Origin of the sequence: Acetobacter fabarum (assembly GCF_040702925.2) — a bacterium.
Classification (GTDB): domain Bacteria; phylum Pseudomonadota; class Alphaproteobacteria; order Acetobacterales; family Acetobacteraceae; genus Acetobacter; species Acetobacter fabarum_B.
On record NZ_JBFCXX020000016.1, the window covers coordinates 1 to 24,455 of the forward strand.

Sequence of the window (24,455 nt, forward strand, 5' to 3'; positions counted from 1 at the left end):
CCCATCCCCCCCGGCGCCGCTCAAGCCGTCCACCAGTGTGGCCCCCCCATCGCCCATGACGCAGCAGACGGATACGCTGCCGGACGTGGTGGTGCCCTCGCATCTGACACAGCCCAACAAGGCCAAGAAGAGCGAGCCGGATACACATTCGCTGCTGGAAACGCTGGATACCTTCCGCTCGGACCAGAAGCAGACACACGCACCCAAGGCGCGGGCCAACCCGCTGGCCGGGGGTGCGCCTAACGGGGGTGGATCACCCGTGGGCAGTAACATTACGGGCAGCCTGAGCGTTGGGCAGCAGAAGGCCATTGGGGCATCTGTCCGTCGTTGCTATTCGGAGGATACGGCAGCCAAGGACTATGCCAGTTTTGTGGCCCATCTGGTTGTAACCGTGGATGCAACGGGTGAGGCGCGTATTGTGCAGTTCGCCCCGGAAACACAGGCGCGCATGAGCGCGGATGCGTCCTACCGTGCTCTGGCCGAGCGTGCCCGCGCGGCCGTGTTAAGCCCCACATGCGCCCAATTGCCGATTCCCAAGGAGCTTCTTGGGCAGCCCCGGCAACTCAAATTTGTCTTCAGGCCTTAAAAGCAGGCCACACGGAGGAAAACACATGCTGATGAGTACCCGGCCTCTTATTTCCGATCAGGAAGCAGATGCTCTGGTGGGCGCGCTGCGCCGCCGCACCCTGCTTGGCGCGAGCGTTGCCGCAGGGGGCATTCTGGCCACTCCGCTGGCTGCTTTTGCCGCCACAGCCGCGCCAGAAGCGGAAATTACGGTGGATCAGGCCCGCACGGCCCCCATTCCCATTATCATCCCCGATTTTGGGGGCGGTCTTGGCCAGCAGATGGCCGAGGTGCTGACCAACGATCTGAACAACACGGGCCTGTTCAAGGTTATTCCTGGCTCGTCCTCCGCCGCAAAGCCCGACTTTGCCACCGCCAAGGGCCTTGGCGCGCATGCGCAGGTGACGGGGAGCGTTACGGGGAGTGGTGCATCCGTGCGGGTGGAAATCCGGCTGTGGGACGTGCTGAGCCAGCAGCAGATTCAGGGGACGGCCTACACGACATCCTCCGCCAACTGGCGGCGTATCGCCCATATTGTGGGCGATGTGATTTACGAGCGGATGCTGGGTGAAAAAGGGTATTTTGATACCCGCATCGCCTTTATCTCCCGCTCTGGCCCGCGTGGGCGCCAGCGCACGCGGTTGGCCATCATGGATCAGGATGGCGCCAATGCCCGCATGCTCACGGCTGGTAACTGGCTGACGCTGACACCCCGTTTCAGCCCGGCCAAAGACCAGGTTGCCTTCATGTCCTACGCCAATAACCGGCCGCGGGTGTATCTGTTTGATCTCAATACCGGTCGGCAGCAGATTCTGGGTGATTTTCAGGGGATCTCATTCGCGCCACGCTTCTCGCCCGATGGGCGCACGGTCCTGCTGTCCGTGACCCGCAATGGCGGGTCGGACCTGTATTCGGTCGATCTGGCATCGGGCGCGCGCAGGCAGCTTACGGCATCGGGCGCGATTGACACCAGCCCGTGCTACAACCCGGATGGCTCGCAGATCGTGTTCAACTCGGACCGTGGCGGCAGTCCGCAGCTTTACATCATGCCTGCAGGCGGGGGGAACGCGCAGCGGATTTCCTACGGGCAGGGCACCTATGGCGACCCTGTATGGTCCCCTCGCGGGGACCTGATCGCCTTCACCCGCATTGCCGGTGGCATGTTCTCGCTCGGGGTCATGCTGCCTGATGGCACGGGTGAGCGGATCATGACCGAGGGCTTTACGGTGGAAAGTCCGAGCTTCTGCCCCAACGGACGTGTGCTGGCCTATTGCCGCCAGAGCCGAGCCGGCGCGGGTGGGAGCGGATTCAGCTCCATTATCGGCATGGTCGATATTACGGGCTTCAATGACCGCGTCATTCCTACGCCAGAAGGGGCATCCGACCCGGCATGGTCCCCCCTGAACGGGTGAGGGATTATTCTCCCGCCCGGCTTCGGGGCGGGAGAAGTTTTCATAATTCCGCCGTAATTTTCTTTATAATTCCATAGTTTTGGGTTATTGTGCGTAGGGCCGGGGTGTGTTGTTTGGGTATCAGTCAAGGTATGGCTGGTATGAGAAACAGAGAACATGCTTGACCGGCCGCATAAGCTATGGCTTACGGCGGAATGGTCTCCAAAATTCGTCGGCTCTTCGAAGGGTTCGGAGGGGAGCAGAAGAATACGCGGAGATACAAGGTTATTAACTTCTTTTTCTCCGAATAGCCCTAAGGCTAATTCTCAGGATCCGACACATGAGACTGAAAGTTGTTGCTGCGCTTGGTATGGTTGCTCTTCTGTCAGCCTGTGCGCACGAAAATGCAAACACGGGTGCTTCCACCGGCGCGGCTACCCAGCCGTCTGGCCCGGTGCCGGGCAGCGAAGCTGATCTGGTCGCCAACGTGGGGGACCGCGTATTCTATGACCTGAACAAGAGCGGCCTGAGCGCTGACGCCAAGACCACCCTGCAGAAGCAGGCTGACTGGCTTGCAAAGTATCCCCAGGTGAACGTTGAAGTTGCAGGCAACTGCGATGACCGCGGCACCGAAGAATACAACATTGCTCTGGGCCAGCGTCGTGCAAACGCCGCTCGTGACTATCTGGTGGCAAAAGGCGTGACCTCTTCGCGCATCTCCACCATCTCCTACGGTAAAGACCGCCCCACCGCTCTGGGCGACACCGAAGAAGCATGGGCACAGAACCGTAACGCCATTACGGCTGTGAAGTAAGATTTTCAGACATTATCTGAAATCTGACTGATTAAACGAAACAGGCCGGGCCTCAACGCCCGGCCTGTTTTGTATTTCGTGTCTTGTTTTGCGGGACGGAATGATGGAATTCTTGCCCGTTTCCTATCGATGGGGTGAGGTTTTCAATGAAGTCCCGGGTTAAAGCAGTACGCGTTGTCCGCCATGGTCTGGTGCTTTCGGGTCTGGTGGCCGTGCTTATGGGCACAGCCAGCCCCATGGGCCATGCACAGGATATTACCAGCCGGGAAGGCATTGCCCTTCAGGACCAGATTCTTGCTCTCAAGCAGACCATGAGCCAGATGCAGGCCTCTCAGGGCGAGGGCGGGGCGCTTCCCCCACCATCTGCCTCTGCGGGTGGGTCATCGGCTGTTAATGGGGATCTGGTCTCCCAGTTGCTGGAGCGGGTCAACACGCTGGAGCAGCAGCAGCGCGATATGCGTGGCGAGATTGACCAGCTGACCAACGACCTCCAGCAAAAAACAGCCGCCCTGTCCAAGCAGATGGCGGATAGCCAGTTTGCCGCGCAGGCTGGGGCAGGGGGGGGCAGCGCCGCCCCAGCCGCCGCCCCTGCGGAGCCCGCGGCGCGCCCCAACACGCCCGATGCCCTGCTGAGTGCTGGCAAGGCGGCCTTACAAAAGCGGGATTACGATACCGCCTATGACAATGCCGAGGCCGCCCTTAAAACGGCCAAAGGGGCATTCAGGGTGGATGCGCAGTTTCTTCTGGCCCAGTCCCTTGCCGGGCAGAAGCAGTACCGGCAGTCTGCCGTGGCGTATTACGACGCATATCGCCAGTCACCCAAAAGTGCCCGGGCACCCGATGCCCTGCTGGGTGTAACGGCCACGCTTCTTGCGCTGGGGGATAAAAAATCCGCGTGTGAGGCACTGGGCAAGCTGAATAACGAGTTCCCGTCCCCCGCACCACGCGTGGCCCGTGCGGCGGAAATATACGGGCGCAAGGGTGGCTGTAACTGATGTTCCAGCACGTACCCCCGGACTATCGGGGGTAGGAGGATTGCCGGTCCGGTTTGAACAGCGCCCGGTTTTTTCCGACAAGCCGGTTCCGCCGCAATGGTTTGCGGCATTGCTGGATACCCTTGGCCCGTGGGGTGCGGATGCACCGGGGAGCCCCCCGGTCGCACTGGCTGTTTCTGGCGGGGGGGATAGTCTGGCGCTGGCATGGCTTGCCCGGCGCTGGCGGCGCAATCTGCTGGCCCTTGTAGTGGACCACGGGTTACGCCCCGATTCTGCGGCAGAGGCACGGCTTACGGTGGAGCGTCTGCACGCCATGGACGTGCCCGCCCATCTGATAACCCTGACCGGCCTGACCAAAGGCCCCGCCATGGCCGCACGGGCGCGCAAGGCCCGCTATGCCCGCATGGTGCAGGCCTGCCAGCAGGCTGGCTGTGTGGACTTGCTCCTTGGCCATCAGGCGGATGATCAGGCCGAAACCGCATGGATGCGCTCTAACGCAGGGAGCGGGCCGGATGGGCTGGCAGCCATGGGCTGGATCAGCTACACGCCCGATGTACGGCTGGTACGGCCATTACTGGGTGTTTCCCGCGTGGCCCTGCGCCAGACATTGCATGCGGCTGGGCTGGGCTGGGTGGATGACCCGTCTAATCAGGACCTGCGGGCCGAGCGTGTGCGGGTCCGCTTTGCTTTGCAGGAAAATGGCCTGTCAGAGCAGTTCTGGTGCCTTGCCATGGATGCAGGCGCGCAGCGCATGGCGCGTGAGAGGGCGCAGGCCATGGCACTGGCGCAGACCTGCGCATTTTACCCCCATGGGTGGGTTGGGCTTGGGCAAAACCTGCCCGAAGCCGCGGCCCTGTCGGGACTGATCCGCACGGTTGGTGCGCAGCAATACCCTCCTGCACCGGCTGCCGTAGCGCGGCTGTGCAAAAACGGGGGAGCGGGCACGCTGGCTGGCACCCGGCTTGCCAGATGGCGCGATGAGTGGTTTCTCATTCGTGAACAGGCCGGTGTTGGTGCGCCGGTAGCGGCCAGCCCCGGTGCTGTATGGGATGGCCGCTTTGTGCTGCACGCCTCTTCTGCCCTGCTGCGTTGCGGGGTATATGTAGGGGCTGCCGGTTACGGGCTGGCGCGCAGGGTCCGTGCCGGGTGGCCTGCCCTGTTCTGTGCCGGGCTGCCCGCGTTGTGGTGGCAGGGGCAGCGGGTTGCGGTGCCGCATCTGGGGTGGCGCAGCACGGCAGACTGGGCAGATGTTTTTTTTGAGTTCAGACCTCCTGTTCCCGCAACCGGAATGGGTGTGTACGGGTGCAAAAAAGTACACAACACGGACTATGTGGGACCCGTGGGCTAGGAAAATGGTTCAGGCATCCCATTTATAAGAGCAAAGGTTGCTTTTTTCCCCGGGCGCCGGGCAAGATGGCAGGACACTCCGGCGCTTTACGCACTAGAAGTATGGACACTCGGGCAAGATGAACAATTTAGGTCGCAATCTGGCGCTTTGGGTCAGCATTATCCTGCTACTGCTGTTACTGGTGAACATGTTCCAGCCGGGTACGGCGCAGCATGCCGCCCAGCAACTGGCATATTCCGATTTTGTGGCCGATATTGATTCGGGGCATGTCCGGTCTGTTGTCATGCAGAACCACAATATTTCCGGCACGCTGACCGACGGCACCGCGTTTGAGACCTATGCTCCTCTGGACCCCTCCCTTGTCTCGCGCATGGTGGGTAAAGGGGTGGAGGTTGTGGCCAAGCCGCTGGAGCAGGATGGCAGCCCGCTGCTGCGCTACTTCCTCAACTCCCTGCCCATTATCCTGCTGGTGGCGGCATGGCTGTTCATGATGCGGCAGATGCAGGGGGCCGGGGGCCGGGCCATGGGCTTTGGCAAGTCCCGCGCCAAGATGCTGACCGAAAAGCATGGCCGCGTAACGTTTGAAGACGTGGCCGGGATTGATGAAGCCAAGGGCGAGTTGCAGGAAATCGTGGATTTCCTCAAGGACCCGCAGAAGTTCACGCGGCTGGGCGGCAAAATCCCCAAAGGTGTGCTGCTGGTTGGCCCTCCTGGCACGGGTAAGACCCTGCTGGCCCGCGCCATTGCGGGGGAGGCCAATGTGCCCTTCTTCACCATCTCCGGGTCCGACTTTGTGGAAATGTTTGTCGGTGTTGGTGCTTCCCGCGTGCGGGACATGTTCGAACAGGGCAAAAAATCCGCACCGTGCATTATCTTCATTGACGAAATCGACGCCGTTGGCCGCCATCGTGGTGCGGGCATGGGCGGCGGTAACGATGAGCGCGAGCAGACCCTGAACCAGATGCTGGTGGAAATGGATGGGTTTGAAAGCAATGAGGGCGTGATCCTGATTGCCGCCACCAACCGCCCCGACGTGCTGGACCCCGCATTGCTGCGCCCCGGCCGGTTTGACCGGCAGGTGGTGGTGCCCAACCCGGATGTAAGCGGGCGTGAAAAAATCCTGCGGGTGCATATGCGCAAGGTGCCGCTGGCGTCCGATGTGGACCCGCGCATTATTGCCCGTGGCACTCCCGGCTTTTCCGGTGCGGATCTGGCCAATCTGGTCAACGAGGCCGCGCTGTCCGCCGCACGCCTTGGCCGCCGCACGGTGTCCATGCGTGAGTTTGAAGATGCCAAGGACAAGGTGCTGATGGGCGTTGAACGTCGCTCGCTGGTGATGAGTGAGGACGAGAAGAAGCGCACCGCCTACCATGAGGCCGGGCACGCCATTACCGCCGTGCTGGTGCCCGAGAGTGAACCCATTCACAAGGCGACCATTATCCCGCGTGGGCGTGCCCTTGGCATGGTCATGCGTCTGCCCGAGGACGACCGGCTTTCCATGAGCAAGATGAACGCCATTGCCCACCTTGTTGTGGCCATGGGTGGGCGTGTTGCCGAGGAAGTGGTTTACGGCAAGGACAACATCTGCAACGGCGCAATGGGGGACATTAAAATGGCCACCCGTGTTGCCCGCAGCATGGTGACCGAATGGGGCATGAGCGACAAGCTGGGCATGATCGCCTATGCGGATGAAGATCAGGGCAACAGCTTTTTTGGGGCTGCCCGCAATTTTTCCGAACAGACGGCGCGCGATATTGATGTTGAAGTCAAACGCCTGATTGATGAAGCCTACGTGCAGGCCCGCAATTACCTGCATGATCATGTGGACGAACTGCACCGTCTGGCCGAAGCCCTGCTGGAATACGAAACCCTGACAGGTGAGGAAATCCGCCAGATCATGCGCGGCCAGCCAATTGAACGGGCAGAAGAAGCGGATGATGGCCCGGTTAACCGCCGCGCCTCCGTGCCGCAGGTTACGGGTGAGGCTCCAGCCCCCACCCCGGCGGAAGATGGCGGTGCTGTTCCCGCGCCCCAGCCCGGTTAAGGGCAGGGTACGGCAGTCAACGGATATGAAGCAGAAGAGGCGGCACCCGGTGCCGCCTCTTCTGTATGGTGGGGACAGTAAAAAAGGATAAGGCGATGTGGCGCAGGCTGGTTGAACCCATGGGGTTCCTGTTTGGACCAATGGCGCAGGAGGCCATACGGCAAGGCGTGGCCCTACCCTTCCAGAACAGTACCGCCGCGTTTACAGCCGTTTTGCTGATTGAGGGGGACAGCGCTTCTGGCCCCGTGCCTGTGGGCGCTGTGCCGCATGCGTGGCTACCCGTGATGCAGCGCCTTGTTTCCCCCGTGCCCGATGCCGGGTTGCCTGCGGGGCCGCTGGTTATGGGCATCCTGAATACAACGCCAGACAGCTTTAGCTGTGCAGGCCAGCACTACCATGCAGGTTCTGCCCTGCAGGCGGCCGGGCAGATGGTGCGTGATGGGGCCGGTGTGCTCGATATCGGGGGGGAAAGCACACGCCCCGGTGCCGCCATTGTCTCCCCCCAGCAGGAGTGGGAGCGGGTTGGCCCGGTGCTGGAGGGGCTGCGCCAGAGCATGCCCGATGTGCCGCTTTCGGTCGATACGCGGAATAGTCTGGTCATGGAGCGTGCACTGGCTGCGGGTGCGTGCGTGATCAATGATGTTTCCGCTCTTGAGCACGACCCGGCCGCTCTGCCTTTGCTGGCAAAGCAGCAGTGTGGCGTTGTGCTCATGCACATGCGCGGCACCCCCCAGACCATGGAGGAACACACCCACTATACCGATGTGGCCTGCGAGGTGGTGCGGGAACTGGGGCAGAGGGTGGAGGCCGCGGTGGAAGCGGGCATTGCCCGTGAGCGGCTGATGGTGGACCCGGGGTTTGGCTTTGCCAAAACGCAGGAGCAGAATATTGTTCTGCTGCGCCGTATTCTGCTGCTGGCCAATCTGGGGTGCCGTGTAGTGTGCGCCCTCTCGCGCAAACGCATGATTGGCACGCTGACAGGTGTGGCAGACCCCGCCCGGCGCGATAGCGGCACGGTGGCGGCCTCCCTTATGGCCATGCCCTTTGGCAACCCGTTGCTGCGGGTGCACGCTGTGGCCAGTATGGCGCAGGGGGTCCGGGTCTGGCAGGGGGTGCAGGGTGGGTAAGTCTGGTGTGCCAAAAATGTTTTTTGTGGCCTGAACACGGTTTCTTCCAATCCAAAACCGTTTTAGGAAAGAGCAGCAGGACAGGACAGAAGTTTCCGCCAGCAACGGCCAGAGTATTCAGGTCCATTGCCGATTGCGGAATGGAATGAGTATTATGAAGCGATTTTTTGGAACAGACGGTATTCGCGGCACTGCCAATATTGCGCCCATGACGGTGGAAATTGCCCAGAAGCTGGGGCAGGCGGCGGGGCTGCACTTTCGGCGTGGGGACCACCGGCATTGCGTGCTGCTGGGCAAGGATACCAGATTATCCGGTTATATGATCGAGAGCGCTCTGGTTTCCGGCTTTTTGTCCGCTGGTATGGATGTCACACTGGTCGGGCCATTGCCCACACCCGCCATTGCCCTGCTGACCCGCTCCCTGCGGGCCGATCTGGGGGTCATGATCTCTGCCTCCCATAACCCGTTTGGTGATAACGGGATCAAACTGTTCGGTCCCGATGGGTTCAAGCTCTCCGATCAGGATGAGCGCACGATTGAAAACCTGATGGTGACAGACCTGCATGCGGATATGGCAGACCCGGCCCAGATCGGCCGCGCCTCGCGCCTGAACGATGCCGCAGGCCGGTATATTGAAAGCGCCAAGTCCTCCTTCCCCCGCAAGCTGCGGCTGGACGGCATGAAAATCGTGATCGACTGCGCCAATGGCTCGGCCTACCGGGTTGCCCCCACAGCGCTGTGGGAGCTGGGGGCGGAGGTTATTCGCATCGGGTGTGAACCCAATGGTGTGAATATTAACGAACAGTGTGGCTCCACCCACCCCGAGGCCCTGTGCAAGGCCGTGGTGCAGCACGGTGCACATATTGGTATTGCTCTGGACGGGGATGCCGACCGTGTGCTGATCGCGGATGAAACCGGGTGTCTGATTGATGGGGACCAGATTCTGGCCCTTATCGCCCGGTCATGGACAGCGGAAGGGCGTCTGGTGGGCAATGCCGTGGTGGCCACGGTTATGTCCAACATGGGGCTTGAACGGTTTTTGGAAAAAATGGGCGTGGGCCTTGAGCGTACCGCTGTAGGCGACCGTCATGTGGTTGAACGCATGCGGGAGCGTGGGGTGAATGTGGGGGGCGAGCAGTCGGGCCATATGGTGCTGACCGACTTTGCCACAACGGGTGATGGCCTGATTGCCGCCTTGCAGATTCTGGCCGTGCTGGTGGAATCCGGACGCCCCGCGAGCGAGGTTTGTCGTCTTTTCCAGCCCTTCCCGCAAAAGCTGCGTAATGTCCGTTACGCTGGGGCCTGTCCCCTGGATACGGATGAAGTGCGAGAACGCCAGCACGAGGTGGAACGCATATTGGCCGGTCAGGGCCGCCTGCTGTTACGCCGTAGTGGCACGGAACCGCTGGTGCGCGTTATGGCCGAGGCGGAAGATGCCGCCCTTGTGGAGGAGGCCGTAAACAAAATGTGTGCCGTGCTGGAAAAAGCAACCCAGCCAGCCTGAAGCCTGAAAGCCCCTGCATGACCCACCCCACCCCCCAGTGCCCGAGAGTTCTGTCCATAGCAGGGAGTGACTCTGGCGGAGGGGCGGGTATTCAGGCCGATATCAAAACCATTACGGCGCTGGGCGGCTATGCCATGACCGCCATAACTGCCCTGACAGCCCAGAACACACAGGGCGTGCAGGATATTCTGCCTGTGCCGCCACAGTTTATTCGCGACCAGATCCGCTGTGTGGTGGATGATCTGGGGGTGGATGCCATTAAAACCGGCATGCTGGGGGGTGTTGTGCAAACGCAGGCCGTGGCGGCAGAAATTGCCCAGACTCGCCAGAATGCCCCTGATCTTGTTGTTGTGGTGGACCCGGTTATGGTGGCCAAGGGGGGCGCTGCCCTGCTGGATGAGGATGCTCTGGCCTGCCTGCGCACAACGCTTTTGCCTCTTGCAACCCTGATTACCCCCAACCTGCCCGAAGCGGAAAAGCTGACAGGGCTCACCATTCATACGGTGGAGGAGATGAAGGCCGCAGCCTTATGGCTGCACCAGCATACGGGGGCGGCTGTTCTGCTCAAGGGCGGGCATCTGGCGGGGGAAAGAGTGGTGGATGTGCTGCTGGATACGGCAGGAACGCGCGAATTTGTGGGGCAGCGCATTACAACCCGGCACACCCATGGCACGGGCTGTACGCTGGCCAGCGCGCTGGCAACGACACTGGCGCAGGGACTCGCCCTGCCAGATGCGGTCCGGCGGTCCTGCCAGTATGTGCATGACGCCATTGCACAGGCCCCCGGACTCGGCAGGGGTGCGGGGCCATTATGGCATGCCCATGCCTGGTACCCCACAATCAGGCCCTGAAGACTGCTGGCGTCCACGGGCAGGCGCGTTCGGGTGCAGGCAGCTAGTCCCCGACGGCCTGAAGCAGGGCGGGTTCTGGCAGTCTGGGCTGCTGCGCAACGGAGGGCACCAATGGGGTGGCGGGCATGGGCGGTGTCTGCGTCTGCGGTTGTGCCAGCGGGTCATGCAGAATGTACCCACGGCCCCATACGGTGGAAATAAGGTCTCCGGCCCCAACGGCCTGGAGTTTTTTACGCAGTTTGCAGATAAATACGTCAATAATCTTGATGTCTGGCTCATCCCGGCCACCGTACAGGTGGTTGAGGAATGTTTCCTTGGTCTGGGCAATGCCCTTGCGCAGCACCAGCAGTTCCAGAATGGCAAATTCCTTGCCAGTCAGGTGAATGGGATGGTTTGCCACTGTAACCGTGTGGTTGTTCAGGTTGAGGGTCAGCGCGCCAACCTGGGCAATCGGGTGGGCATATCCGTTGGAGCGGCGCAGAATGGCCTGTACGCGGGCAATCAGTTCGGCGGATTCAAATGGTTCGGCCAGATAATCATCAGCGCCCAGCGTAAAAGCCCGTATCTTGGCCTCTGGTGTATCAATGCTGGAAAGAACGATAATAGGCGTGGTGATCTTGAGTGTGCGCAGGGTGCTGAGAATGGTGTATCCATCCATGTCCGGCAGAGCCATGGTGATAATGGCAAGCCCATAATCATAATGACGCAGCAATTCTATGCTGTTCTGGCCAGATCTGGCGAGATCGGCTGCAAAACCTGCTTTTTTCAGGGCGGAAAGAATGGCCCGACTGGAGGTAAACTTGTCCTCGGCAAACAAAATGCGCATGACTGGCCTCACATAGCTGCAGGTGTGGAGGGATACATCTTGTGGTTGTATTGTATGGCTCTGACTATACTCTTACGTGTTTTTCTAAAAAAATAAACACAAATTCATTTTATTTTTATAATTTGTGTAATAACAGATATGCGGTTTTTGTATGTCTCAATCGGGCATATCGAGGAAAAACATATCATCCCGTGGATAAAGACTATATGGTGAGAAAGTTCCCGGAGAGACGAATAATAAGTAATGTAAAGTAAATTATTTAATAATAATGAATTATGGGGGTAATTATATTTATTATTCCCTAACAAATTCTGTGTTTATAAAAAATTTACAAATCCGGCACTTCACTCTTCCCGCTTCCGGCATGATATGGAAAAGCTCATCCTGTGATCTGACACACGGGCCGGGGCCCGCCACGGAAGCAGGAGCAGGAATCGGTCATGTTGCTGAAAACCGAAGCCGATACGGCACAACTGGCCAGAACTCTGGCAGGCCTTGCCCGTGCGGGGGATGCCATTTTGCTGTCTGGTCCGCTGGGGGCGGGCAAAAGCGTGTTCGCACGCGCGTTCCTGCGCAGCTTCTGCGCCGCACCGGATATGGAGGTGCCAAGCCCCACCTATACGCTGGTGCAGGCCTACGACTCCCCTACGGCTACGGCCTACCATTTTGACCTGTGGCGTCTGGGCAGTGTGGAGGAACTGGACGAGCTGGGGTGGGATGATGCCTGCGAGGGCGTCATGCTGGTGGAATGGCCCGAACGGCTGGAGGACATGACCCCCCCCGATGCGCTGCACATTATCCTGATGGTCGGAGCGGATGGAAACCGCCATGCCACTCTGGCTGGATGGGCGGACCGCCTTCCCCCGCAACCGGCCACACTGCTGGAGCACCGGGCATGAAGCTCGCAACCATTCCAGCGCATCTGCCTTTTCTGGACCATCTGGCTGCGCGCTGGGTAGAGGCCGCCGGGCATGACCCGGAGGCCATGGGTGAGGGGACCATTGTGCTCCCCGGCCGCCGGGCCGCGCGTGCGTTAACCGAGGCCTTCCTGCGGCGTATGGATGGGCGCAGCATGCTCCTGCCCCGCATCATGCCCATAGGCGCTCTGGACGAGACCGAACTGGGCCTGTCCGCCTGTGGTGGGGCAGAGGCGCTGGCCCTGCCTCCCGCCGTACCAGCCATGACCCGTCTGGCCGTGCTGACACTGTTTGTTTTAAAGGCCGATAACGCCTTTGGCACCCGCCCCACGCTGGATCAGGCATGGCCACTGGCCCGCGCTCTGGCTGACCTGATGGACGAGGCGGAATGGGCTGGTGTCAACCTGCTCGAGCGCCTGCCCGATGCCGTGCAGGAGGATTACGCCCAGCACTGGCAGACCATTCTGGGTTTTCTGTACATTGTGACCGCACAATGGCCCGTGTGGTTGCAGGAGCAGGGGCTGATCAATCCGGTGGCCCGGCAGGTGGCTCTTCTGGGCGCACAGGCGCGGTTGTGGCGGAACATGGGCGAGCAGGGTTACGCCGCTCCGCTCTGGGCGGCCGGGTTTACGCATGCCATGTCCCCAACGGCCAATGCGCTTCAGGCTATTCTGTCCTGTCCGGGGGGCAGGGTCGTATTGCCGGGGCTGGACACGCTCATGCCTGAGGAGGTGTTTGCCACCCTGCCTGACAGCCACCCGCAGGCGGGCATGAGCCACCTGCTCGCGGCATTGCAGGCCCGGCGGGAGGATGTGCAGGTCTGGAACGCGCAAGGGGGTGAGCCCGAACGCGCGGCCGTGCTCTCACGCGTGATGCTGCCTGCCGCCGCACTGGATGACTGGGCAAAGTCCGGTCCGGTCGCACTGGCCCATGTCAGCCGGTTTGAGGCCGCAGACCAGCAGGAAGAGGCCGTGGCCATCAGCATGGTCATGCGTAACGCCATCGAGCAGCCCGGCCACCGCGTGGCCCTTGTCACGCCCGACCGTGGGCTGGCGGCCCGCGTGGCCACAGAGCTGGAGCGGTGGGGCATTCTGGCCGATGACAGCGCAGGGGCCACTCTGGCGGACACCCCGCCCGCCGTGCTGCTGCGGCTGGTGGCGCAGATGGTGGATAGCCAGTTTGCGCCTGTCGCTCTTTTATCCGTGCTCAAGCACCCGCTGGTGGCGTGTGGTCTGGCTCCGGGCGTCTGCCGCGCCTCGGCCCGCCTGCTCGAGCGTGTGGTGCTGCGTGGTCCTTCTCCCGCTCCGGGGTTTGCGGGGCTTTGCGCCGCCGTAAGGGACCGGCTGGAACCAGAGCGCGAAAAAGACCGCCAGCGCATGACGCAGGGCGAGAGCGCGGACCGTCCCTTTGGCCCCGAACCCCTGCCTGCCTTTATGGAGCGTCTGGCCCATTGTCTGGCTCCTGTTCTGGGCTGGGAGCAGGCCGAAGGTGCGGTACAGGCCGGAGCGGAAGGGGCGCGGCATCAGGCCAGCGTGCCCGACCTGCTCGAAGCCCTGATTGCCACGGTGGAACGCCTTGCCAGCACGGAGGAAGAACCCGCCGCCACCCGGTTGTGGAAAGGGGAGGACGGCAGCCTGCTGGCCTCCCGGCTGAGCGAGCTTATGCTGGCAACCGCCCTGCTGCCCCCTCAGCCTCCCGCCGTGCTGGACGGGTTGCTTACGGCGGTTCTGACACAGGAGCGCGTTGCTACCCGCCGGGGCAACAACCCGCAGGCCCTGCACCCGCGCGTACTGATCTGGGGCTTGTTTGAAGCGCGCCTGCAAACGGCGGAAACCGTTATACTGGGTGGCCTGTCCGAAGGGGTGTGGCCCCCCGCCCCCGATGCCGGGCCGTGGATGAGCCGCCCCATGCGCAAGCGGGTTGGCCTGCCCCCACCCGAGCAGGCGGTGGGGCAGGCGGCACACGATTTTTTTGCCATGGCGGCCGCGGCGGAACAGGTTGTTCTGTCCTCCGCCCGCAGGCGTGATGGCGCACCTGTGGTGCCTGCGCGCTGGTTAACCCGGCTGGATGCTTTTCTGGCCGGCTGGGGGGGCAGTGTGCCCGAGCATCCGGTTCTGTCCTGGCTTGCACGGCTGGATCAGCCGCAGGGGCCGGCACTGCCAGTGGCCCCACCCCGGCCCACGCCGGATGTCTCCCTGCGCCCCCGCCGCCTGAGCGTGACGGAAATAGAAACATGGATGCGCGACCCCTACGCCATTTACGCCCGCCATATCCTGCGGCTTGAGCCCCTGCCCGAACTGGAGGAAGGGGCCGATGCCTCCGATTACGGCATGATCGTGCATGACGCGCTGGAACGCTGGGTTAAAACCCACGGCGTTGACTGGCCGGTAGATGCCCAGCGCAAGCTGGCGGAGGTGTTTAAAACCTGCTTGGCCGAACAGGCCCTGCGCCCGGCTTTGCAGGCATGGTGGGCGCCCCGGCTGGAGCGCATTGCCGCATGGGTTGCACATGCGGAGCAGCAGCGCCGCGCAACCCACGGTGTGCCGCAGGCTATTCTGACCGAAATTGCAGGCAGCGTGCTGGTCCCCGATGCTCCGGGGGGGCCGTTCCGCCTTGTCGGGCGGGCAGACCGGGTGGAGCTGGGTGCGCAGGGGCGGGTGATTGTGCAGGACTACAAAACCGGCATGCTGCCAGCCATGCGCGATGTTCTGTCCGGCTGGAGCCCGCAACTGCCGCTGGAGGCCGCCATGCTGCTGCGCGGGGGCTTTGCCGATGCTCCCAATGTGGCTGACATTGCCGGGCTGATCTACTGGCGTCTGACCGGCGGGGCCGAACCGGGGGAGGAGGTGGCCGTAGCCTCCAAGGAGCATGACAATCTGACCGATCTGGCCGAACAGACATGGCAGCGCCTGCTGGCGCGCATTGCCGCGTACGACCAGCCCACGCAACCCTACCTCTCCCACCCCCATCCGGGGCAGGAACCACGCTTTGCCGATTATGCCCGTCTGGCCCGTGTGCCGGAATGGAATACAGGCCGCATGGAGACCGAAGCATGACCCACCATACGGCTCAGGGTGCGCTGGATGCCGCCATTGCGCAGGCCAACCAGCAGCAGGCTATGGCGTCCGACCCCACGGCATCGGTTTTTGTGTCCGCCTCTGCGGGGAGTGGCAAAACCAAACTGCTGATAGACCGCCTGCTCCGGCTGATGCTGCCACGGGTGGAAGCGGGGGGCGACATTGTGCCCGGCAGCGACCCTGCGCGCATTCTGTGCCTGACCTTTACCAAGGCTGCCGCGGCGGAAATGGCCATTCGCCTGCAAACCCGCCTTGGCCGGTGGGTGACCCTGCCGGATGACCGGCTGAATGCGGAGCTGGCCGCTCTGGCCGTGCCCTGCACCCAGCAGACCCGGCGCAAGGCGCGCGCCCTGTTCGCGGAGGTGCTGGACCTGCCCGGTGGCATGCGTATTGGCACCATTCATGCCTTTTGCCAGTCGCTCCTGCGGCGTTTTCCGCTGGAAGCCGCCATGAACCCGCATTTTACGGTCATGGAGGAAACAGATGCGGCTCTGGCGTTGCAGAGCTGTGTGGAGAGTGTTCTGGGCGGGCAGCCTGCCAGCACGGTGGCCCCGCTGGCCGGGCAGATCGGGCTTGGAGATTTTATTGCCCTTGCGGGTATCTTGCGGCGCAATGAGCACGCACAGGCCGTGCGTGCACGTGTAAGCGCTCACCCCGAACAGGCGGAAAGCCTCATGTGCCGGGTGCTGGCTTTGCCGGAAACAGCGCTCAGGCAGCCCGATGAGGCTTTTCTGCTGGCCGCCTGCACCGGGTTTGCGGCTGAGCCTACCCTGCGCGCAGGCCTGCGGGCCGTGGCGGAGGAGGGATCGGCCACAGTCAGGACCAATGTAATCGCCCTGCTGGACTGGCTGGCCCAGCCCCCCACCGAGCGGGCGGCGCAATGGGCGGTATGGCGCAACGGGTTGCTGACCAAGGATGGCAAACTGCGCAGCCGTGGCCTGCTTTCGGCCAAGCTTGCGGAAAAATATACCGATCTGGCCGATGCACTGCAAAAGGAGGCCGAGCGCATACTGGCGGTGGAGGAGGGCATGAACGCCCGCCAGTTGGCCTGCCTTGGTGTGGCCCTGCTCAAAATGGCGGCCCCCGTGGCCAGCATGTTTGACCAGCGCAAGGCCATGCAGGGCCAGATGGAGTATGATGACCTGATCCACCGCACACTCCTGCTCCTGCGTGAGCCGGGGGCCGCATGGGTGCTGTACAAGCTGGATGGCGGCATAGACCATCTGCTGCTGGACGAGGTGCAGGATACCTCCCCCCAGCAGTGGCGCATTGCAGGGGACCTGACCGAAGAGTTTTTTGCAGGCGAAGGCGCACACGCGGCGGAGGAAGGCCCCAGAACGGTTTTTGCCGTGGGGGACTACAAACAGTCCATCTACCGTTTTCAAGGTGCGGACCCTGACGAGTTCCGGGCATGGCGGGCTACATTCAAACAGCGCGCGCAGGCGGCGGACCTGCCCTGGCGGGAGCCGGAACTCACAGTCTCCTTCCGTTCCACAGCGCCGGTCCTGCAACTGGTTGATGCGGTTTTTGCCGACCCACAGGCCGCGCGTGGCGTGGCGGAGGAGCAGGGCCGCCCCCTGCGCCACATTACGGCCCGCCCCGGTCAGGGGGGGCGGGTGGAACTCTGGCCTCTGGCGGAGGCACAGGATGCGCAGGACAGCATAAGCCCGTGGGAGCCAGCCGCAGTGAACGCCACCCGGCAGAGCCCACGGCAAAAACTGGCGGATGCGCTGGCCAGCACCATTGCGCGCGAACTGGCAGCCCCCCCCCAGCCGGGGCAAAAACCGCTGACACCTGGGGACGTGCTGGTGCTGGTGCCGCGCCGCTCCTCCTTTGTGCCGCTGCTGGTGCGCGCCCTTAAAGGGCACAACATTCCCGTGGCGACACTGGTGCGCACGGGCCTTGCCGACCAGCTTGCGGTGCAGGATCTTATGGCCCTGTGCGCCGCACTCCTGCTTCCGCAGGATGATCTGACACTGGCGTGTGTGCTGACCTCCCCGCTGGGTGGCCTGTCCGATGACAGCCTGATGGCCCTTGCCGTAGGGCGTCCCCCCGGTGCCCCCCTGTGGACCATTCTGCGCGAGCGCCACGCGGAGCAGGCGGACTGGACACAGGCCTGGCAGATGCTCAACACCCTGTTTGGCCGGGTGGATTACCTTACCCCGTATGAACTGCTGTGTGCGGCTCTGGGCCAGCAGGGCGGGCGGGCACGTCTGCTGGCGCGGCTGGGGCCAGAGGCTGCGGAACCAATAGACGAACTGCTCTCCGCTGCGCTGCGTTATCAGGAGCAGCACCCCCCTTCCCTTCAGGGGTTTGTGCATTGGCTCAGACATTCGCAGGAAAGTGTCAAGCGCGAGGCAGAGGCCGGTGGCAATGCCGTGCGGGTCATGACCGCGCATGGCTCCAAGGGGTTGCAGGCCCGGCTGGTTATTCTGCCCGATACGGTGGGCCTGCCCCGGTTTGAGGACAGGCTGTTCTGGAGCACGGATAAAAAAACAGGGGTGCAGGTGCCCATTTACGTGCCGCGCAACGCCCTGTCGGTCGGGTTGACCCGCAGCCTGTACGAAACCCTGCGTGAAAAGACGATAGAGGAATACAATCGTCTGCTCTACGTGGCTCTGACCCGCGCGGCGGACAGGCTGATCGTGTGTGGCTGGAAACCCGGCCGCACCGTACCGCCAGAAAGCTGGTACGAGTGCTGCCGCCTTGGTTTTGAGCGCGCAGGTGCCCAGCCGCGCGACTGGAGTGTCGGGGACTGGTCGGGCAGGATTTTGGTGCTGGAGGAGCACGGGGCCCCCGCCAGCCTGTCCGCCCCCGCGGCCCCTGTTGCGTCTGCCGTGCAGGATGCACCTGCGCTCCCGCCGCTGCCCGGCTGGATGGGGCAGGCCCCGTACTGGCGGCCCGGCCTGCCGGAGGTGGAAGGGCCGCTGGCCCGGCCACTGGCCCCAAGCAGGCCGGATGATACCATGCTTGGCCCGCTCCCGCCCGCGCGCTCCCCACTGGATGTGGCGGCCATTACCCCGCTCAGGGCGCGGGAGGCGGCCCTGCGCAGGGGGAATCTGGTGCACGCGCTTTTGCAGTTCCTGCCTGACCACCCAGCCAGTGCGCAGGAGCAGCTTGCCACGGACTGGCTGGCCCGCCCGGCATCGGGGTTGTCCACGCCGGAGGCCGCCCGGCTTGCCGCGCAGATTGTGGCGGTGCTGCGTATGCCTGCACTGGTGGACCTGTTTGCCCCCCATGCCCGGGCGGAGCAGCGACTGGCGGGTATTGCTGGCGGGCAGGTTATTGTGGGGCAGGTGGACCGTATGTGTGTCATGCCTGACCGGGTTATTGTGTGCGATTACAAAAGTGGTCGTCACGCGCCCTCCACGGTGGAGCAGACACCGGTGCTGTACCTGCGCCAGATGGCGGCGTACCGCGCCCTGCTGCACGGGTTATGGCCGGGGCGGGAGGTTGTGTGCGTGCTGGTCTGGACCGAACTGCCCCGTGCCGACCGGCTGCCGGAGCACCTGCTGGACAGGCACGCTCCGCAACCTTGCGCGGGCGTGGCATCTTGACCACGGCGCAGGCCACCTTAAGTGTTAGCTAAACCCGGTCTGCTGGTGCGCACCCTGTGCAGTGCCCGCAGACCTGTTAACTAGGACAGCATGGGGTGCGTAGGCACCCGGTAGTTAAGGAAAACATGTCATGAGTGAACATACGCTTGCTGTCAGCGATTCCAGCTTTGATGCTGACGTGCTCAAGGCGTCTGGCCTTGTTCTGGTCGATTTCTGGGCCGAATGGTGTGGTCCATGCAAGATGATCGGCCCGGCACTGGAAGAAATCGGCAAGGACATGCAGGGCAAGGTTACGGTTGCCAAGGTCAATATTGACGACAACCCTGTAACCCCCAACACCTACGGTGTGCGCTCCATTCCCACCCTTATGCTGGTGCGTGATGGCAAGGTTGTGGATACAAAGGTTGGCGCACTGCCCAAAAGCCAGCTCAGGGCATGGGTTGAAGGCGCGCTGTAAGCCACCCCATACGCGCAGGTGGTGCACGTTCAAACGCGTGCCTGCCTGCGTGGATATGGCCTCGTTTTTTCATAATCACTTGGCAGATTGGCGCCGCCCGCGTAATGCAACCACGCAGGCGGGCTGGGTCCGCATCGTTAGTCTCGTGCAGTCACAGGGTTCAAAATGAGCTGGATCACCGAATACGTCCGTCCTAAAATCCGCGGTCTTCTGCGCCGTGATGTGCCGGATAACCTGTGGACCACCTGTGATTCGTGCTCCCAGATGGTTCTGACCAAGGAGCTGCGCAAGGCGCAGAATGTCTGCCCCCATTGCGGGCACCACATGCGCGTGCTGGTGAATGACCGGCTGGCATGGACCTTCGATAATGGTGAGTTCACCCGTATTGAACTGCCACTGGCCCCAGTGGACCCGCTTGGCTTCCGGGACCAGAAAAAATATACTGACCGCCTGAAGGATGCACGCGCCAAGAGCCATCTGGACGAGTCCCTTGTTGTCGCGCATGGCACCATTGGCGGGCATAACGCCGTTGTGGGCGTGATGGCGTTCGAGTTCATGGCTGGCACCATGGGAGCCGCTTTTGGTGAGCGGTTTGTGGCTGCTGCCCGTCTGGCCATCCTGCAGAAATCCCCGCTGGTGGTGTTTACCGCCTCCGGTGGTGCACGCATGCAGGAAGGGGTGCTGAGCCTGATGCAGATGCCCCGCACAACCGTTGCGGTGCAGATGCTGCGCGATGCGGGCCTGCCGTATATTGTGGTGCTGACCAACCCGACAACGGGTGGGGTTACGGCCTCCTTCGCCATGCTGGGGGATGTGCAGATCGGTGAGCCCAACGCCCTGATCGGGTTTGCCGGCCCCCGCGTTATTCAGGACACGGTGCGCGAAAAACTGCCCGAGGGCTTCCAGCGTTCCGAATATCTGGTTGAGCACGGTATGCTCGACATGGTTGTGGCCCGTAAGGATATGCCCGCAACCCTGTCGCGCCTGATCGGCCTGCTCACCCATGCTCCGGCCGATGTCAAGGCTCCCCCACCCAAGCCCGTTGCAGCACCTGCTGCGGCAGCCGAGTAAGCCCCTCCGTGGGTCAGGTGCAGGCGGGGGAGAGAGCCCCGGTGCCCGAATTTACCGGTCGCACGGGGGAGGTTCTGCAACGGCTGAACCATCTTTACCCCGCGCTGATCGACCTTTCCCTCGGGCGGCTGGAAGCTCTGCTGGCCCGTCTGGGGCACCCGGAGCGCAAGCTGCCGCCGGTTATTCATGTGGCCGGGACCAATGGCAAGGGCAGCACCTGTGCGACCCTGCGCGCCATAGCCGAGGCAGCGGGGTGGCGTGTGCATGTCATGACATCCCCGCATCTGGTGGATGTAACCGAGCGGTTCCGTGTGGCAGGCAGGCTGGTCAGCGAAGCTGAACTTGTGGCCACGCTGGAGGAAATCGAGCACATCAACAATGGCGCACCCATTACCGTGTTCGAGGTACTGACCGCCGCAGGTTTTATGCTGTTTGCCCGCCACCCGGCGGAACTGGCCATTATTGAGGTTGGTCTTGGCGGACGGTACGATGCCACCAATGTGCTGGAACACCCCGCAGCCTGTATTGTAACCTCCATCTCGCGCGATCATGAGGCTTTTCTGGGGGATTCTCTGGCAGCAATCGCGGGGGAAAAAGCAGGTATTTTCAAACCCGGTGTGCCAGCGGTTACGGGTTGCCAGCCTGCCGAGGTCATGCAGGTTTTACAGGAACAGGCGCAGGCTGTGGGTGCGGTGCTGGCCCGCCGTGGCGTGGAATGGACGATTGCGCCCCAGCCCCCCCAGAGCAATGCGGACGAACCCGCCGGGCTGTGCCTGAACGATGCCAAAGGCACGCTCGCGCTGCCTATGCCCGCCCTGATCGGCCCATGGCAGATGGAAAACGCCGGTCTGGCGGTGGAGGCTCTGCGCCTGTCCGGGCTGGATGTGCCACAGACCGCATGGCAGGGTGTGGGGCAGGTGCAATGGCCTGCCCGCATGCAGCGCCTGCACGGCAAACTGGCGGCCATGCTGCCCGCCGGATGGGAATTGTGGCTTGATGGAGGGCACAACCCCGGAGCCGGTGCCGCTCTGGCGCAGGAACTGGGCCGCTGGAAGGACCAGCCCCTGCACATACTGGTGGGGATGAAGCAGACCAAGGATGCCTCGGGTTTTCTCGGCCCGATTTTGCCTTATGCGGATGACCTGTGGGCCATTTGTGAGCCCGAGCAGCATCTGGCCCTGCCAGCACAGGCTATTGTGGACGCATCGGGGGGCAAGGCCCATACCGGTCCCACGCTTGCCCGCGCGCTGGGCGCACTGGCGGCCAATGCGGCAACCTGCCCCCAACCTGCACGCGTGCTGATCTGTGGCAGCCTGTATCTGGCGGGTGTGGCGCTCCGGCAGGATGGCTGGGTCATGACATAAGACCTGCCGCTCTGGTGGCGGTGGTTGCCGGGCAGGTAAAGGCACAACAGGCCTGTGGCGTGTGCAGTATAAAAAGCGGGGTATATTGCCCACACTGCCATTTGCCGCGCTGCTAGTAGTGGCAAATGCCTGAGTAGTCAGGCGCGAACAGTTTTTTTACGGGAAAGAATGGTGCCCCCATTCAGATTTGAACTGAAGACCTACCGCTTACAAGGCGGTTGCTCTACCACTGAGCTATAAGGGCACAAGCACGTATTCCGCGCTAAGGCCGGACTATAAGCGATAAAAGGGTAAGAGCGTCAAGTCCTGTTTTTTGGAATAATCGCGGTTTTTTTGGCCCATACACATATTGCATCGTTTTCGTGGGTGGCGCATCTAGGCGGACATGCCGCACGTTTCCCCCAGCCCCGCTCCCGCCCTGTTTCTGCACGATAGCCAGCGCCGCGCGACCGTGCCGTTCCAGCCGCTCGATCCCGCGCATATCAAGGTCTATTACTGTGGCCCCACGGTGTATGATCTGGCCCATATTGGCAACCTGCGCGCCATGCTTACGGCGGATGTGCTGGTCAGGCTGCTGCGCACGCTCTATCCCCGTGTTACATTCGTGCGCAATATTACCGATGTGGATGACAAGATTACCGCCCGTGCCCGCGCCAATGTGGAAGATATTGGCGCGCTGACCCAGCGCACCACGGCGGAGTTTCATCAGGATCTGGCATCCCTTGGCGTGCTGCCACCCGATATAGAACCCCGCGCGACCCATAATATTGGCGAGATGCAGGCCATGATCGCCCGGCTGATTGAAAACGGGCACGCATACGCAGCACAGGGGCATGTGCTGTTCTCGGTCGGGTCGTTCTCTTCCTACGGAGCACTTTCCGGCCGGAACCCGGATGAGCTGGAAGCGGGCGCACGTGTGGAAGTGGCACCCTACAAAAAAGCGCCGGGTGACTTTGTGCTGTGGAAACCATCAGATGCAGACCAGCCGGGGTGGGATAGCCCGTGGGGCAGGGGGCGTCCGGGGTGGCATATTGAATGCTCGGCCATGTCGCACCGTTATCTGGGCGATAGTTTTGATATTCATGGCGGTGGGTCGGACCTGCTTTTCCCGCATCATGAGAACGAACGCGCGCAAAGCCTGTGCTGCTTTCCGCATAGCCAGTTTGCCAATTACTGGGTGCATAACGCCATGCTTCTGGTGGACGGTGAGAAAATGTCCAAGTCACTGGGCAATTTCCTGACCATCCGCGATGTGCTGGCGCAGGCTCCGGCGGAGGCGTTGCGCCTGCTGCTGCTGGGCACGCATTACCGCTCCACCCTGAATTACACGCAGGCCGGGCTGAATGACGCCCGCAAGACGCTGGACCGGTTCTACCGCGCCCTCTCCAGCGTGCCGGATGTGCCCGCAGCCCCTGTGCCGCAAACCGTACTGGCCGCACTGGAGGAGGACCTGAATACCCCCAGGGCCATTGCCGAGCTGCATGTGCTGGCTAACAAGGCCATGGGCGGGGACCGCGAGGCCGCAGGTGCGCTCAGAGCCGGTGGGGCGTTAATGGGTCTGTTGCAGGGGGACCCGGGGCAGTGGTTTCGCGGAGAGTCTTCCGCCGAGGAAGATGCCGCGATTGAAAACCTGATAACGGAGCGGCTGGCTGCCAGAAAAGCGCGGGATTTTGCAAGAGCCGATGCCCTGCGCGACCAGTTGCAGGCACAGGGTATTGTACTGGAAGATACAAAAGACGGCACAAACTGGAGGCGCGCATGACCGGGCGGGACGGCGGGGCGCCGCTGGAGCCTTTGGGCAACACACCTGTTGTTATTCTGGTCAGGCCGCAAATGGCCGAGAACATTGGTACTACGGCCCGTGCCATGGCCAATGGTGGCCTGTTCCACCTGCGCCTTGTCAGCCCGCGCGATGGCTGGCCACAGGACCGGGCATGGCGCACGGCCTCGGGTGCTGACAGGATTCTGGAAGCCGCCACGGTGCATGACAGTGTGGATGACGCCATAGCCGACCTGCACCATGTGTACGCCACCTGCCCCCGGCCGCGCCATATTGTAAAAACGGTCATGACCGCGCGCGGCGGTGCGGCGGAACTGCGTGCGGCAACCCAGCGCGGGCTCAGGGTCGGGCTGATGTTCGGCCCCGAACGCGCCGGGCTGGATAACGAGGACATGGCACGCGCGGACGCGCTGATCCGCTACCCGCTTAACCCGACCTTCATGTCGCTCAATCTGGCGCAGGCGGTCATGATCATGGCGTATGAATGGTGGATGGCGGCAGACGCAACACCCCCGCGTACGCTCATGACCAACGAGACCCACGTGGCCACCAAAGGTGAGCTTGAGAACTTTATGGGCCACCTTGTGCGCGAGCTGGACGGATGCGGCTTTTTGCGGAACGCGCAAAAACGCCCCGGCATGGTCCGCAACCTGCGTCACTTTTTTACGCGTGGGGAAGTTACGGAGCAGGAACTGCGCACCCTGCATGGTGTTGTGCGCGAACTGGCGCACCCCCGCCGTACGGAGGACTGACCACTCCGCAAGGCGG

The 24,455-nt window shown here is 62.4% G+C and carries 17 protein-coding genes, 1 tRNA gene and 1 pseudogene; 17 read left to right on the forward strand and 2 right to left on the reverse strand.

What is annotated here, in order from left to right:
- From AB2L51_RS11155 to thiD, 9 genes and pseudogenes are all read left to right on the forward strand, one after another.
- Positions 1–586, forward strand: a pseudogene (locus tag AB2L51_RS11155) (energy transducer TonB); the annotation flags it as partial.
- Positions 587–611: 25 nt separating this feature from the next.
- Complete coding sequence (gene tolB, locus AB2L51_RS11160) at positions 612–1,976, forward strand: Tol-Pal system beta propeller repeat protein TolB (RefSeq protein ID WP_395582582.1); 1,365 nt, start codon at positions 612–614, stop codon at positions 1,974–1,976.
- 319 nt (positions 1,977–2,295) lie between these two features.
- Positions 2,296–2,769 carry a peptidoglycan-associated lipoprotein Pal gene (pal, locus tag AB2L51_RS11165; RefSeq protein ID WP_166115661.1) on the forward strand — a complete coding sequence of 158 codons (474 nt, stop codon included), beginning with the start codon at positions 2,296–2,298 and terminating at the stop codon, positions 2,767–2,769.
- Positions 2,770–2,915: 146 nt separating this feature from the next.
- The gene (locus AB2L51_RS11170) at positions 2,916–3,764 is read left to right on the forward strand and encodes a tol-pal system YbgF family protein (protein ID WP_395582583.1); all 849 of its coding nucleotides are present in this window, start codon (positions 2,916–2,918) and stop codon (positions 3,762–3,764) included.
- Positions 3,751–5,112, forward strand: a complete 1,362-nt coding sequence (tilS, locus tag AB2L51_RS11175) for a tRNA lysidine(34) synthetase TilS (RefSeq protein WP_395582584.1) — start codon at positions 3,751–3,753, stop codon at positions 5,110–5,112. Before AB2L51_RS11170 ends, tilS begins: the two co-directional genes overlap by 14 nt.
- 118 nt (positions 5,113–5,230) lie before the next feature.
- The gene (gene ftsH / locus AB2L51_RS11180; RefSeq protein WP_166115659.1) at positions 5,231–7,156 is read left to right on the forward strand and encodes an ATP-dependent zinc metalloprotease FtsH; all 1,926 of its coding nucleotides are present in this window, start codon (positions 5,231–5,233) and stop codon (positions 7,154–7,156) included.
- A gap of 65 nt (positions 7,157–7,221) precedes the next feature.
- Positions 7,222–8,283, forward strand: coding sequence for a dihydropteroate synthase (gene folP / locus AB2L51_RS11185; RefSeq protein ID WP_395582585.1), 1,062 nt, complete (start codon positions 7,222–7,224; stop codon positions 8,281–8,283).
- A 145-nt stretch (positions 8,284–8,428) separates the two neighbouring features.
- Entirely contained in the window at positions 8,429–9,787 is a 1,359-nt protein-coding gene (gene glmM, locus AB2L51_RS11190) for a phosphoglucosamine mutase (protein WP_395582586.1), read from the forward strand.
- Between the two features lie 17 nt (positions 9,788–9,804).
- Positions 9,805–10,638 carry a bifunctional hydroxymethylpyrimidine kinase/phosphomethylpyrimidine kinase gene (gene thiD, locus AB2L51_RS11195; RefSeq protein ID WP_395582587.1) on the forward strand — a complete coding sequence of 278 codons (834 nt, stop codon included), beginning with the start codon at positions 9,805–9,807 and terminating at the stop codon, positions 10,636–10,638.
- A 43-nt stretch (positions 10,639–10,681) separates the two neighbouring features.
- Here the strand turns inward: thiD and AB2L51_RS11200 are convergent, their stop codons facing one another.
- The gene (locus tag AB2L51_RS11200; RefSeq protein WP_395582588.1) at positions 10,682–11,464 is read right to left on the reverse strand and encodes a response regulator transcription factor; all 783 of its coding nucleotides are present in this window, start codon (positions 11,462–11,464) and stop codon (positions 10,682–10,684) included.
- 440 nt (positions 11,465–11,904) lie between these two features.
- On the opposite strand from AB2L51_RS11200, the gene tsaE reads away from it, so the two are divergent.
- From tsaE to AB2L51_RS11230, 6 genes are all read left to right on the forward strand, one after another.
- On the forward strand, positions 11,905–12,363 hold the full coding sequence (gene tsaE, locus AB2L51_RS11205) for a tRNA (adenosine(37)-N6)-threonylcarbamoyltransferase complex ATPase subunit type 1 TsaE (protein WP_395582589.1): 459 nt from the start codon (positions 11,905–11,907) through the stop codon (positions 12,361–12,363).
- Positions 12,360–15,437: a double-strand break repair protein AddB gene (gene addB, locus AB2L51_RS11210; RefSeq protein ID WP_395582590.1), complete on the forward strand. Its 3,078-nt coding sequence runs from the start codon at positions 12,360–12,362 to the stop codon at positions 15,435–15,437. The genes tsaE and addB overlap by 4 nt, the downstream gene beginning before the upstream one ends.
- Positions 15,434–19,015, forward strand: a complete 3,582-nt coding sequence (gene addA, locus AB2L51_RS11215) for a double-strand break repair helicase AddA (RefSeq protein WP_395582591.1) — start codon at positions 15,434–15,436, stop codon at positions 19,013–19,015. Before addB ends, addA begins: the two co-directional genes overlap by 4 nt.
- 130 nt (positions 19,016–19,145) lie before the next feature.
- Positions 19,146–19,472, forward strand: a complete 327-nt coding sequence (trxA, locus tag AB2L51_RS11220) for a thioredoxin TrxA (protein ID WP_395582592.1) — start codon at positions 19,146–19,148, stop codon at positions 19,470–19,472.
- Positions 19,473–19,637: 165 nt separating this feature from the next.
- Positions 19,638–20,543 carry an acetyl-CoA carboxylase, carboxyltransferase subunit beta gene (accD, locus tag AB2L51_RS11225; RefSeq protein ID WP_086647063.1) on the forward strand — a complete coding sequence of 302 codons (906 nt, stop codon included), beginning with the start codon at positions 19,638–19,640 and terminating at the stop codon, positions 20,541–20,543.
- A 41-nt stretch (positions 20,544–20,584) separates the two neighbouring features.
- Positions 20,585–21,907: a bifunctional folylpolyglutamate synthase/dihydrofolate synthase gene (locus AB2L51_RS11230; protein ID WP_395582593.1), complete on the forward strand. Its 1,323-nt coding sequence runs from the start codon at positions 20,585–20,587 to the stop codon at positions 21,905–21,907.
- A 169-nt stretch (positions 21,908–22,076) separates the two neighbouring features.
- Here the strand turns inward: AB2L51_RS11230 and AB2L51_RS11235 are convergent.
- A tRNA-Thr gene (locus tag AB2L51_RS11235) sits at positions 22,077–22,151 on the reverse strand.
- A 141-nt stretch (positions 22,152–22,292) separates the two neighbouring features.
- On the opposite strand from AB2L51_RS11235, the gene cysS reads away from it, so the two are divergent.
- Both cysS and AB2L51_RS11245 read left to right on the forward strand, forming a co-directional pair.
- Positions 22,293–23,669 (forward strand): cysteine--tRNA ligase, encoded by a 1,377-nt coding sequence (gene cysS / locus AB2L51_RS11240; protein ID WP_395582594.1) that lies wholly within the window; start codon positions 22,293–22,295, stop codon positions 23,667–23,669.
- Positions 23,666–24,439, forward strand: coding sequence for an RNA methyltransferase (locus AB2L51_RS11245; RefSeq protein WP_395582595.1), 774 nt, complete (start codon positions 23,666–23,668; stop codon positions 24,437–24,439). The genes cysS and AB2L51_RS11245 overlap by 4 nt, the downstream gene beginning before the upstream one ends.
- Positions 24,440–24,455 lie beyond the last annotated feature (16 nt).